13 protein-coding genes and 1 pseudogene are annotated in these 13,073 nt (G+C 42.7%); 12 read left to right on the plus strand and 2 right to left on the minus strand.

Features of this window, described 5'->3' with window-relative positions:
* Window positions 1–111 precede the first annotated feature (111 nt).
* From FIB07_06555 to FIB07_06585, 7 genes are all read left to right on the plus strand, one after another.
* A complete protein-coding gene (locus tag FIB07_06555) occupies window positions 112–1,005 on the plus strand; it encodes a tungsten ABC transporter substrate-binding protein (protein ID NJD52516.1) in 894 nt (297 codons plus the stop codon).
* Window positions 1,006–1,101: 96 nt separating this feature from the next.
* Window positions 1,102–1,710 (plus strand): formylmethanofuran dehydrogenase, encoded by a 609-nt coding sequence (locus FIB07_06560; protein NJD52517.1) that lies wholly within the window; start codon window positions 1,102–1,104, stop codon window positions 1,708–1,710.
* On the plus strand, window positions 1,707–2,735 hold the full coding sequence (locus FIB07_06565; protein NJD52518.1) for a 4Fe-4S dicluster domain-containing protein: 1,029 nt from the start codon (window positions 1,707–1,709) through the stop codon (window positions 2,733–2,735). Before FIB07_06560 ends, FIB07_06565 begins: the two co-directional genes overlap by 4 nt.
* Window positions 2,735–4,510, plus strand: a complete 1,776-nt coding sequence (locus tag FIB07_06570) for a formylmethanofuran dehydrogenase subunit A (protein NJD52519.1) — start codon at window positions 2,735–2,737, stop codon at window positions 4,508–4,510. The genes FIB07_06565 and FIB07_06570 overlap by 1 nt, the downstream gene beginning before the upstream one ends.
* Before the next feature lie 4 nt (window positions 4,511–4,514).
* Window positions 4,515–5,327 carry a formylmethanofuran dehydrogenase subunit C gene (locus FIB07_06575; GenBank protein ID NJD52520.1) on the plus strand — a complete coding sequence of 271 codons (813 nt, stop codon included), beginning with the start codon at window positions 4,515–4,517 and terminating at the stop codon, window positions 5,325–5,327.
* Window positions 5,324–5,719: a formylmethanofuran dehydrogenase gene (locus tag FIB07_06580; protein ID NJD52521.1), complete on the plus strand. Its 396-nt coding sequence runs from the start codon at window positions 5,324–5,326 to the stop codon at window positions 5,717–5,719. The genes FIB07_06575 and FIB07_06580 overlap by 4 nt, the downstream gene beginning before the upstream one ends.
* Before the next feature lies 1 nt (window position 5,720).
* Window positions 5,721–7,022 carry a formylmethanofuran dehydrogenase subunit B gene (locus tag FIB07_06585; GenBank protein ID NJD52522.1) on the plus strand — a complete coding sequence of 434 codons (1,302 nt, stop codon included), beginning with the start codon at window positions 5,721–5,723 and terminating at the stop codon, window positions 7,020–7,022.
* A 130-nt stretch (window positions 7,023–7,152) separates the two neighbouring features.
* On the opposite strand, the gene FIB07_06590 is transcribed toward FIB07_06585, so the two are convergent.
* Window positions 7,153–7,593, minus strand: coding sequence for a PIN domain-containing protein (locus FIB07_06590; protein ID NJD52523.1), 441 nt, complete (start codon window positions 7,591–7,593; stop codon window positions 7,153–7,155).
* Window positions 7,553–7,888: a hypothetical protein gene (locus tag FIB07_06595; protein NJD52524.1), complete on the minus strand. Its 336-nt coding sequence runs from the start codon at window positions 7,886–7,888 to the stop codon at window positions 7,553–7,555. The genes FIB07_06590 and FIB07_06595 overlap by 41 nt, the downstream gene beginning before the upstream one ends.
* Between FIB07_06595 and FIB07_06600 the strand changes: the two are divergent.
* The 5 genes and pseudogenes from FIB07_06600 (at window position 7,870) to ftsZ (ending at window position 13,064) form a co-directional block, all read left to right on the plus strand.
* Window positions 7,870–8,223: pseudogene (locus FIB07_06600) on the plus strand (formylmethanofuran dehydrogenase subunit B). The gene FIB07_06595 and the pseudogene FIB07_06600 sit on opposite strands and share 19 nt — an antisense overlap.
* Before the next feature lie 76 nt (window positions 8,224–8,299).
* Entirely contained in the window at window positions 8,300–8,614 is a 315-nt protein-coding gene (locus FIB07_06605) for a nucleotidyltransferase (protein NJD52525.1), read from the plus strand.
* A gap of 138 nt (window positions 8,615–8,752) precedes the next feature.
* Window positions 8,753–10,573, plus strand: coding sequence for a hypothetical protein (locus FIB07_06610; protein NJD52526.1), 1,821 nt, complete (start codon window positions 8,753–8,755; stop codon window positions 10,571–10,573).
* A 295-nt stretch (window positions 10,574–10,868) separates the two neighbouring features.
* Entirely contained in the window at window positions 10,869–11,747 is an 879-nt protein-coding gene (fdhD, locus tag FIB07_06615; GenBank protein NJD52527.1) for a formate dehydrogenase accessory sulfurtransferase FdhD, read from the plus strand.
* 339 nt (window positions 11,748–12,086) lie between these two features.
* Complete coding sequence (gene ftsZ, locus FIB07_06620; GenBank protein ID NJD52528.1) at window positions 12,087–13,064, plus strand: cell division protein FtsZ; 978 nt, start codon at window positions 12,087–12,089, stop codon at window positions 13,062–13,064.
* Window positions 13,065–13,073: the final 9 nt, after the last annotated feature.

Genomic DNA, 13,073 nt, shown 5'->3' on the forward strand with positions numbered 1-13,073 from the left:
ATTTTGATAGCCCGGATATTATGTAAAACATGCTGAACTAAGATTGAGAAGTTTTTCGAAGAATTTATTTACAATAGCGTTATGTTCAAACGAATATAAGGCGGTAATTATATGAAAAATCTATTTGCACACATATTATTAGCATTGGTTTTAATGTCGTTATTTGCCGGATGTGTCCAGCAGGCACCGGCCGGGAATACAACAACTCCATCATCAACAATATCCACAGTATCTGCCCCGCAGAAGCTGCGTCTGGCTACTACAACTTCAACCTGCGATACCGGATTACTCGATGTATTTAACAAAAGGTTCGAGAAAGAAAATAATGTAAATATATCAACGATATGCGAGGGCACAGGAAAAGCAATAGCTACAGGCGAACTCGGAGCAGCAGACGTTCTGATGGTGCATGCAGTCCAGTCCGAATTAAAAGCTGTCGCCAACGGCAGTTTCATCAACCGCACTTATATGATGTACAATTATTTCGTGATAATCGGACCTGAGAACGACCCGGCAGGGATAAAAGATGCCAGCAATGCTACTGATGCTTTTCGTAAAATCGCAGCAAAACAGGCTCCTTTTATTTCCCGTGGTGATGAGTCAGGCACTCACGTAATGGAAAAATCAATCTGGAAAGCCGCCAATATCACACCTGCAGGAACTTGGTACCAGTCAGTGGGCAAAGGCATGGGAGACACGATCACAACCGCTGACATCAAGAATGGTTATACACTCTCGGACAGGGGAACATATCTTGCAATGAAGGATAAAATAAAATTGAAGATTCTTTTCGAATCTGACCTGAAATACCTTTTCAATCCATATCATGTCATGGCTGTGAACCCTGCCAAATTCCCGAATGTGAAATACGACCTTGCCATGAAGTATATCAATTATGCGACATCTCCGGAAGGACAGGATATAATAAGGAATTATGGCAAGGATGAATTCGGGGAGGCGCTATTCGTGCCTGAGGAAGATGCCGGGAATGTAACAAGTCCCTGAACTGAGGTGACAGGTTTGAATCAGGCTGCACCTGATGTTTGTATTCATTCGGATTATGGCAATCCCTTCGAAGTAGAAGCAGGAAATAAAATCCCGATGGAAAATGTTTTAAAAAAAATCACCGATCCCTATCTTCTTTTCCAGATAGAGCGGGTAAGTTCATTTCATGGATACTTAAGCACCGGAGCATTCATCGGCATCCAGATGCTCAACATTGCAAAAAGGGTGCTTGATGCTGATCCTGGAGAGCAGCTCTATGTCACCTGTGAAACGTACAACTGCCTTCCTGACCCGTTCCAGGTCCTTGCAGGATGCACTATCGGGAACAAGAAATTGAAGATCAAGGATCATGGAAAGATGGCTGTGATAGTTAACAAGAAAGCAGATGTTGATAAGAAACCTGTCAGAAGTGTCAGGATAATGCTTGATCCTGCAAAAACCGCACAATATCCCAGGCTGCATGAGTGGTACATGAAACTATGCAAAGTTCCTCATGAGGAAGCGATATCCATCCTGATAGATGCCAGGGAAGGTGTCTACACATATGATATTATGGACATCGAATTGCAGGAAAAACCTGAAAAACGCATAACTCTTTGCATTAATTGCGGTGAGAGTTTTGTTAAGAAAAACGATGGGGCAAAAGATGAGGCTTTATGCCTTTCGTGTATGGAAAATAATGGAGTTTTAAGGAGTAAAATATGAAAGAGGTTATATTTCAAACGAAGGAAGATAAGACACTGGTATATCTTCCGGAAAAGTGTATAGGATGTGCTACATGTACGATGATCTGCCCGAAAGAAGATATCGTGATTGGCTCTGTGGGGGCGGTGGCGCGGGGTCTTATCAATAAGGACTTCCTTTCGAAAGGAGGCGGAGGATGCACAATATGCAGCATGTGTTCGAAGGTATGCCCGACTGGCGCACTTGAAGTGAGAAAAGCTGGCAAAGCCGAGATTGATAACTCTTATCTATATGGCGCATTGAAACCCACGCTTGTCAATGAAAAATGTGTGAAATGCGGGATGTGCGAAGAAGTATGCCCTCAGGAGTGCATAGAAGTTCAAAATCGCAAACTTTCGCAGGATGCAAATCTACGCATGGATGGCAAAACCATCATCGATCTGAAAAGCTGCGTGCACTGCGGATGGTGCGCCCAGATATGCCCTGTTGAAGCCATAACAATGGAAAAACCCTTTTCAGGCGAATTCTCGCGTGATGAGAATGTGTGCCAGGCGTGCCGCACATGTGTGGATACCTGTCCCTGCAATGCCCTGTTCAACAAGGAGTGGAAGGCCGGCGAGAGGATTGAGAAAGTGACACACAGGAAGGATGCTTGCATATACTGCGGCGCATGCTCTGTAGCCTGTCCTGTGGGAGCAATAACAGTAAAGAAGACTGCAATACTACCTGACATGAACAAAAAGCAGATATTTGAGAAAAAGCTTACAGCGCAGCCCACTCCAAGACCTTTGCTGACCTCGACACTTATCACTGATGAAGAAGCATGCCTTGGCTGTGGCAATTGCATTATCGCCTGTCCTGTTAACTCCCTGTCGGACCCATATCTTGCAGCAGGCCATCTCAATGAACTCGATACGAAACCCCTGCTTGAGGTTGAGAACGGAAAAGTGAAAGTTGTTGATCAGGAAGTATGCGGTTCGTGTGCCACATGCAGCCTGATTTGCCCCACAGAGGCTATACGGCTTGAGAAAAAGGAGGTGGCGTAATGCCTGGTACAGTTGTAATTAGAAATGGGTATGTCTTTGATCCATTGAATGAAATAGACGGGGAAATAAAGGATGTTTTTATAAAAAATGGAAAGATCGTAGAAGAAATAAAAGGCAATAGTTTACGGGATGCAAAGATAATTGATGCGAAAGGTAAAACCGTGATGCCAGGGGGTGTTGATTCGCATTCCCATGTAGCAGGTGCCAAAGTTAACGGCGGAAGGATGATGTGTCCTGAAGACCGCTACAAATGGGTTACAAAGAAAACTGATCTCACCCATAGCGGGAGCGGGAATACCGTGCCTTCGGTGTATGTACAGGGTTATGATTATGCAAAAATGGGATATACCACTGTTTTTGAGGCAGCAATACCTCCGATGGAAGCGCGGCATACCCATGAAGAGATGCGTGCAACCCCGATCCTTGATATGGGCGGGTACCTTGTGCTTGGCAATAACTGGTTCATAATGCGCTACCTGAAAGAAGGGAATATCGAGAAAGCTGCGGCTTACGTTGCCTGGATGATGAAAACGCATAAAGCTTATGGCATAAAATGCGTCAATCCGGCTGGAGTTGAGAACTGGGGCTGGGGAGTGGATGTTACAAAATCCCTTGACGAGCCAAACATACATTTTGGGATCACACCCGGGGAAATTATCCACGGGCTTGCAGAAGTGAATGAAATGCTTGGAATGCCAATGTCGCTGCACCTTCATGCCAACAACCTGGGAAATCCCGGATGCTGGGAGGTAACAAGAGATTCCCTTGAAATAACACGCGATGTTAAGGTGGAGTGCAAAATGGATGTGGAATGGCAAGAGACAAAAATCGACCCAAAGAGAAAACAGAGCGTATATCTGGCGCATGCCCAGTTCAATTCTTTTGGCGGCACATCATGGGGGGATTTTGAGTCAGGAGCAAAAGGCCTGGTAGATTATGTAAATAAAACCGATCATGTGGTTATTGATAATGGGGCAGTACCATTCGGGCCAGCAACCGTAATGACAGGAGACGGGCCAGCCATACATCATCTCTACCAGCTTACAGGCAACAAGTGGTCTAATAAAGATATTGAGCTTGAATGCGGTTCAGGTATACTTTCATTCAATTACCTGAAAGCAAATCCTGTTCACAGCGTTGAATGGGCGATCGGCTTAGAGCTTTTGCTTATGGTCAATGATCCATGGAAGACCATTATGACCACAGACCACCCCAACGGAGGGCCTTTTACCAGGTACCCGCAGGTGATCACATGGCTCATGTCAGAGAAAGCAAGGCAAGCCACTTTTGCAGAATGTCACAAGTGGGCGCAGGACAGGAGCAGCCTTGGCGGTGTAGATCGCGAAATGACTCTGTACGAAATAGCGATCCTGACACGTGCAAATCCAGCGAGGACTGTGGGAATAGCACACAGGAAAGGGCATCTCAGTCCGGGAGCTGATGGGGATGTAACCATATATGATTTCGATCCGACGAAATTCGATGTGAACGATTATACAAAGATCACGAAAGGATTCCAGAATGCCGCTTACACTATAAAGGACGGCGGGGTTGTGGCGCAAAACGGAGAGATAATGTCGGTTCCACAGGGCAGGACATTCTTCAGTGAACCGCATACAGACGACGGGATTGAGAAAGAAATGCTAAAAGATGTTAAACAATGGTTCAAGTACTATACTCTGGGCTTTGCGAATTACCCTGTGCCTGATAAGTATATTCGCAACCCTTCGCCTGTGCAGGTAAATAAACCCATTGAAGCGATCGTGGGAAGGTGAACCGATGAACGAAGTAATACTGAGGCCAAAAGGCAGCATCGATATAATGGTTGAGGCAGAGGTCATTAACCCGGATATCTTTGCGGGAAAGACAAAGGGTGAAATTGGACAGTTGATCGTCTGGCAGGGATCAAAACAACTCTCTCTTTCCGAATTCTTTGATGTTGATGGGAGCGCGAGAGCTGCCGCAGATATGAAGATCATTATCGAAGGCGATGTATCCAGGGTAAAGCATATCGGGCATGGTATGAAAGCCGGCGAGATAGTGATAGACGGTTCGGCAGGCATGCATGTGGGATCAGAGATGATCGGGGGAAGCATTCTTGTGAAAGGGAATGCAGGATCATGGGCAGGTATGGAGATGAAAGGCGGGACCCTGCACATAACCGGAAATACAGGCGACCATGTAGGATGTGCCTACAGGGGAAGCTGGCGGGGAATGAACGGAGGTAAAATAATCATTGACGGAAGCGCAAAGAGCCAGCTCGGAGGCGGAATGAGCGGAGGAGAGATACATGTTGGCGGAAATGTTGAGAACTTTGCGGGGATACGAATGAATAGCGGTCTTATTGTGGTAAAAGGTGATGCGATCCGCGGCGCAGGTGCCCAGATGTCAGGAGGCACATTCGTTGTGTGCGGAAAAATCAGACAGTTTTCGCCAGGCTTTGATTATATGGGAACTGAGAAAAACCCAAAAATCGGTGAAACAGTACTATCAGGCGAATTTGGGAAGTTCACAGGCGACTTTGCGATAAGCAAGAACCCAAAAGGAATTCTGTTTACATCAGAAGAAGCCAATGAGGGGGTGGGAAAATGAGACTCCGGGTATTATTGAATTCAGGAAGCACGATAAATGAAGGAAGGCTTGCCAAAGGAGGAGACAAGCTTTCACCGGAATACCAGAAGGAATGCGCTGTGGCAGTGATTCATCCCAGGATATTCAAAGAACTGGGCTGTCCTGAAAGGATAAAAGTGATTTCAAATGATGAAACCCGTGAAGTCGTTGTCACTGCAAAGTGCGAAGATTCTGTAGCAGAAGAGATGATATTCATGCCAAGAGCGATATGGGCTAATGTGGTGGTGGAACCTGAGACCTTCTCGACAGGTTCTCCTCTGTATAAAGGAAGTCCGGTGTTCATAGAAGCCACGGAGGAAGAAGTGAGAACTTCAGAGGATATCGTATTAAAAGTCTATGCAGGAAGGAGATAACATGGTCAGCAAGAATATAATCTGCCCTGTGTGCGGGGCATCATGTGATGATATCCAGGTGGATTACAATGGTGAAAACATCAATGTAAAGAACGCATGCAAGATGGGTAATGCCAAGTTCCATGAGCTTGTGAGCCACCACAGGATAAGGGAGCCTCAGATTAAAGAAAATGGAACATTCAGGAAAGCGCAATGGAATGAGGCGCTGGACAGGGCTGCCGAAATACTGGTGAATGCAAAGCGTCCCCTGCTCTTTATGGGCAGTGAGACTTCATGCGAAGCCATGGAAGTGGGTCTGCATATTGCCGAGTACCTTGGTGCAGTTGTTGATTCCAATGCCACCGAATGCCACGGCCCGACTGCCATGGGCATACAGGAAGCAGGAAGAGTAGGGTCCACAGCAGGGCAGCCAAAGCAGAGGGGTAGCCTTGCGATTTACTGGGGGACAAACCCGCTTGAATCCATGCCAAGGCACATGTCGCGTTACAGCGTTTTCCCGCGGGGATACTGGACAAAGCGCGGGAGGTTTGACAGGACCATAATTACAGTGGATCCGAGAAGAAGTATCACCGCCGAAGCCTCTGATCTGCATATACAGCTTAAGCCCAATACGGATTATGAACTGCTCTCTGCTCTCCTCACGCTTCTGCACGGTAAGAAACCGCATCCTTCGGTTGAGGAAATAACCGGCGTTCCCATTTCTACTATGGAAGAAATGCTTGGGATGATGAAAAGCACAAACTTCGGGGCGATATATGTGGGACTGGGTATTGCATCCTCATACGGGAAGCACAGGAATGCAGAGCTTGCGTTTAACCTTGTAAAGGAACTCAATAACCACACCAAGTTCGTAATAGGAGCTCTACGCGGTCACTGCAATGTCGCAGGATTTAACCAGATAGCTTCTTATCTTTATGGCTACCCGTTCGGGATCGACTTTGCGCGCGGATTCCCGAGATACAATCCCGGCGAATACACGTCTGTTGATGTGCTAAGGGAAAAAGATGTAGATGCCGCATTTGTAATGTCTGCTGACCTTGTTTCTCACTTTCCTGCAACATGCGCGGAATACTTAAAGGAGATACCCATGGCGTGCATTGATATCGCCCCGTGCCCCACAACACTGGCTTCTGATGTCGTATTGCCCGGTGTTATCGATGCCATGGAATGCGATGGTACGTTCTACAGGCTGGATGATGTGCCTGTGTATTTCCAGCCATTCACGAAATCGCCTTTCGGGTTCACGCAGAGTAATGAGGATACGATGAAACAGTTATTTGAGAAGATAAAGAGGTTGAGATAAACAGCGAACTGATACGGACCCGGAACTAACTCTGGCTGGAGGTTTGTGAGTTGGTTACGGATTCGGGGGTACTTTTTTCGAGTTTTTTATTTCACTCCGCTTACCAAAATGCGTTGGCGACACGGGTTGATCATAAAAGATTCTTTATTGCACTACTTATATTCCAAACTTGTATAATATTCTCTTTCGATATTCTATCAAAATGTTTGTCGTTAGTAATCAATATCGCATTTTCCTGAAGACATGTGGCTGCATGAATAATATCAACAATATTATTTTTTGTAATGTATTGTGAACATGTTTTGATATAATTTTCACCGACTTCAACAACTTCCATTTTATCTTTTAATTTTTCTATCAAATAGGTCGTTGTTCCGGATTTAAATTTCTCGGAATACTTATCGAATTCCAATAAAAGCAGGTCGTTGCCCACAAGATGAATTTCCCTATTTGATATAAGTTCCAAAATTAAGTCAAGAGCACCAGCTTTCTTTTCGGGATTCTTGATCGCTGCAACAAATAAATTTGTATCAACCAAGAATTGCTGCATATCTCTTTTTGGCGACTTCATGCACTTCGGTTCTAACTTCAGAAACTATTTGATTTATATCTGCTCCTTTAAGTTCCTCTCTGAGCTTTTTCTCAATTTCATCTCTATCCAGTTTTTTGATCAATATTTTATCATCATCCAATTCAGTAATAAGAAGCGGCACATTTTTTGTTAAATGTAATTTTTTCCGAATGAATTCGGGAATGACGAGCCTTCCTGCATTGTCTATCGTTACTATTTCCATATTTACCAGCATGGTAATAATGGCATTTATGGTATTAAATCCTATCTGGTATCTTCGGGCTTGACTTCTCACAAGGTTTCCCGATATACAATCTCGGTGAATTCACATCTGTTGACGTGCTAAGGGAAAGGGACGTAGATGCCGCATTTGTAATGTCGGCTGACCTTGTTTCTCATTTCCCTGCAACATGCGCGGAATACCTGAAGGAAATACCCATGGCATGTATTGACATCGCTCCGTGCCCGACAACACTGGCTTCTGATGTCGTATTGCCCGGCGTTATCGACGCCATGGAATGCGACGGTACGTTCTACAGGCTGGATGGTGTGCCTGTATATTTCCAGCCATTCACGAAATCGCCTTTCGGGTTCTTTGTTATATTTTTATATATCAAACTGAAAATGTAATAGAAAGTCTCCACTGGCAAGGATATATTTAATGAGATGTAATGAAATATATAAAAACAAAATGTTGAGGCACTCAATGACCACACCCCGCATAAACATCCCCAAAGAAACCATAGCAGAATTCTGCAAAAAGTGGAAAATACGTGAATTCGCTTTTTTCGGTTCGGTACTCTGCGATGATTTTCGTCCGGACAGCGACATTGATGTACTTGTGACTTTCAGCGAAGATGCAAAGCATACACTGTTCGATCTCATCCACATGGAAAAAGAACTTAAAGAGATTTTTGGACGTGAAGTGGATATAGTCAGCCGCAGGGGAATTGAATCCAGCAGGAATTATATTCGGAAAAACGCTATTTTGAGTTCGGCGGAGGCTGTTTATGCAGCGTGACAGAGAATATATGATAGATATTCTTGAGGCTGCAAGTGAGATGGGCACGGAAGGATTAAAATGTGGTTAAGGATTACTTTATTGTTTATAAGCTATTATAAAGTATTCAAAATGAACTTAACAAAATGATTAATAAATATGCCCATAAATGAAAAAATAAATCTGGAATACATAATTAAGAATGAATCCTTTTTAACTGATCCTTTTCTTTCAACAGATAGATTCATTTCATATTGCAATGATTGCGGCATTGTAACATCAAAAGAACAATTAGAGCAATTTGAAAAGTTGGGAATTTTTTATCCTATTGCGCGTGTTCAGAATCCGAAAATAAAAATTAAAGTCGAATATATTAACGAAGGCAGTGCATATCGAGATTTAGGGCCATTGAAAGAAGGTGAAGATTGGTCAGGAGACACTAAAGAAAATTATGTTTATTTTTCATTTGGAGAAGATCCGAGTAACTGGTTAAAAGAAGGATTCTTATGGGAGCCGTCATCCAGACCTTTCCAAAAATGGAAGACATTTTTTGATGAAAATAGAAAAATGGAAAATTTCTATTCAATTTTTCAATGTTATAGCCTTTACAATCTAATCCAATCAACTGAATGTTGTCATATAGGGTTTGAATGGTGGGTCGATTATGATATTGAAACAATTAATAAATTGATAGAAAACATTTCAAGCTGGTCAAAATTAACTATTGACAGTTTAAAGAAAAATGGGATTAGAGGAGAAAAAGCTGTAATAATTTGTCAAATAATTTCAAATAGATATTTCCCCTTAACACAATCAGATAAGCGGACAATCCAAGTACCTGGATACGATAAATTTTATCATTATAAGAATTGGCATGAATATTGCCGTAACTGGGATGCTAAAAAAGTACTTTTAGATATCGGAATTGGCATTGATGAACTGAAACATTTACAAGAACTGACGGCTACATATGCTAATGATATTGATCCTTTGGAAATATGGTATGATCTTATCAATTTTGTTTCTATAGAAAAGAAGAAAAAATTGAAAGGTAAAGCCTTGTTTGCTCAAACTCTTCATTCGATGGAAAAAATGTTGCGATTTTTCTATGAAGACTTAACGGGCATAAAATTACCCTCTCCAGATGAATTGTATAATAATTGGAAAGAACGAAGATATGGAAAAGAGGTTACGAATGACGAATTGCAATATTTAGAATTTCTTGCCAATGAATACCATCTCAACCCAAGGCCTAAGTTAATTCTTGTAGTTGAGGGTAATGGGGAAGAAGAACAATTCCCTCGGCTTGCCAAAGAACTCTTTGGGATTTCTTTTTCAACATTAGGTATCGAAGTTATAAATATACATGGCATAGGGGGATTTGAAGGTGAAAAAAGTACGGAAAAATCTGGTGCTTTAGAGAAATTCATTGATGATTATCATTTTAGACAAACCATTGTTTTTGTAGTTTTAGATAATGAAGGACGCGTATTTAAAATTAAACACAAACTTATTGGTTTAACATCCAAACGCTATCCAAAAAGAAAAGTTACGAAAGAAGAATATATCCAATTATGGAATAAGAATATAGAATTCGACAATTTTAACCATGAAGAAATTGCTAAGGCTATGTCAGAATTTTGTGACAGAAGATATACATTTATGATTTATGAAATCCAAGAATGCGAAAAACTCTACTCCAAAGAAAGGAATCCCCTGGGGAAACTTTTCAAAGAAAAACTCAATTATGATCTGGATAAACCTAAACTTTTGAATATATTGTTTGGATATATTATATTAAATTCGAGTAATGAATTTGACTCCAATGGAAATGCAAAAAGACCTGTAGTTAAAATAATGCAGAGAATAATTAAACTTGCTAAGGATAACTCCTATTGTCAACCACATTCACGAGATACGTGGGAATGGAATCAAGAATCAGGGAATTTTGGCGATTCCACCATGGCAGGATGTAAATGATGGTTTTCAAACCGAATGTGTAATGATTGATTCATTGATTCAAAGATGGACAAAAGAGCAGGCAGAAGAAATCTAAGATCAAATCCATGGATTAAAACGGGAAGAAACCGCCAGAATTCTTGGCGTAAGTCAGCCAGCTTCTTGTCAGTTCAGTTATTTTTAGAGGGTTTTAAAACTATTATACGATATAAGGTTGTAGAATAATATCTAAGAAAAATAATGTCAAGGACTTATAATAATTACATCTCGTGTGAGATAAATAGGAAATACGTTTATACATTACTGCACTTTTAGCATGCGAATGAAAGCTAACTGGCACGCTGAAAAAGCAGGAAAATGGACAAGTTACTGGAAGGATGAGGCGCATGATCCTTCTGCCCCATATATTTTGACAAAGTGTATGGAAATTTCCGGATCAGATAGAAAAGAACTCGAGCTGGATGTTGTGGAAGAAGAAAGCATAAAGATCATGCTGAACGGGCGCCACCTCGTTACCCTTCTTGCCCTTCCGGGAAAACTTCGTGAACTTGCTGCCGGGTTTCTTGTATGTGAGGGTGTGCTTAAGGGAATCGGGGATATACGTTCAATAAATGTACAGGAAAATACCGTTTTTTGCGAAAGCACAATTGATGCCGGTGAGCTTGAACTATGGAAGGAAGTCAGAAGCTCAGGCTGCATAGGCATCAAGTCTTCATGGGAAGGGATTGAATCCATATCATCAAGCGTCCGGATGAAAAAAGAAGTGCTGCTGAATGCTATCGAGCAAATAAAAGAGCAGGGGAAAATATGGAGACGGACTGGCGGCACGCATTCCTCGCTTATTTGCACTGAAGGAGGCGATATCGTATCGTTTTCTGAGGATGTCAGCAGGGCGTGTTCCGTTGACAAAGCTGCCGGAGCAGCGCTACTTTCAGGTAGAGACCTTTCGAATTGCGCCCTTGTAACCACCGGAAGGCTTTCAGGCGGGATGGTGGCAAAGGCGGCGCGTGCCGGGATTCCTATCGTTGTGAGCAAGGCTGCGCCTTTAAGTACCGGAGTTCGGCTTTCAAAAATGGTCGGGATGACTCTCGTGGCATTTGTAAGGAAACCTGACCTGTATATATATTCAGGCGAAGAAAGGATATCGTGGAAAAAATCATACACTGCAAAGCTCGCGAAGAGCGCAAAGATGTGAATATTAATACTGGAACTGGAAAAAAGAGGAGATTTTTGAGATGGACTTATATAGCCCCTAAGCCACTGCACATTTCACAACGCTTCTTAGCTGGTGAACCCAGCCATTTAACAAGCTGGGCATAAGCAGGTTTGTATCTCCACCCCTTGCCATCGCAACTCGAGCACTTTCTAAATCTATGTGTGTTAAACATTATTTCTAACCTCCAATCTATTGATTGTACTGCTTATTATATAAATTTTTTCTGAAGCATATCCATTGGTTAACTATATATCTTAATACAGAGATAAAAAGGTTAATAATTAAGGTACAAAGATAACATTTCCGGAGGAGATTTTCATGACACTTGATTCAAGAATATCAGAGCTGGCAAAAGCAGCAAAACCCACAGTAGCGATCATTGGTCTTGGTGGAGCGGGCTGTAACATAGTCTCATGGATAGCCCAAAAAGAGATAGCAGGAATCAAAATTATCTCAGCGGATACTGATGCTCCTCATTTATTAGAAGTGAAAGCCGATGTAAAGATCATAATGGGAGAAGAGGCTTATGGGGGAAAAGGGTGCGGCGGTTATGCAGAAAGAGGTACAGAAGCGGCAAGAAAAAGCATAAAGGAAATAAAAAAGGAACTTGCTGGTTCAACACTGATATTCATTATAGCGGGAATGGGTGGAGGTACAGGCACAGGCGCTGCGCATATAGTTGCTGAGGCAACACAGGAAGCAGGGATATTGACCATAGGATGCGTCATGATGCCATTCAGTTATGAACTTTCACGGAGAAAGAAAGCTATCAGCGGAATTAAATCCCTTGCCAATAATTGCGATTCCCTGGTCGTGATAGATAATTCAAGGTTGAGGGATATTGCCGGATCTTTGCCTTTACGAGAAGGTTTTGCCGTAGCGAATGAGTTTGTGGGTGCGTTCATAAAGAATATCTCTGAAACAATTACAAATGCAAGTCTTGTGAACCTTGATTATTCAGACCTTCGAAGCATAGTTGAGCGCGGAGGAATATCAGCTGTCGGGATAGGGCAGGCGCAAGGGGAGAAACGCATACAGAAAGCAGTTGAACTGGCTCTTGCATCGCCGCTTCTTGATGTATCTGATATTTCAGGGACATATGGTGTACTTATTCATATTACAGGCGGCGAAGACATGACACTGGGTGAAGTAACGCAAGCAGGTGAGATCATTCTCCAGAAGGCGCCAAATACAGGACGAATCGTGTGGGGCGCAAAAATTGATGAATCCCTCGAAGGAACCGTTAAGGTTACAGCAGTGCTGACAGGAGTTCTTGACCCTAAGAAACTTGTATGATCTGCAATA

It is taken from the genome of Candidatus Methanoperedens sp., from assembly GCA_012026795.1.
Lineage (GTDB): Archaea > Halobacteriota > Methanosarcinia > Methanosarcinales > Methanoperedenaceae > Methanoperedens.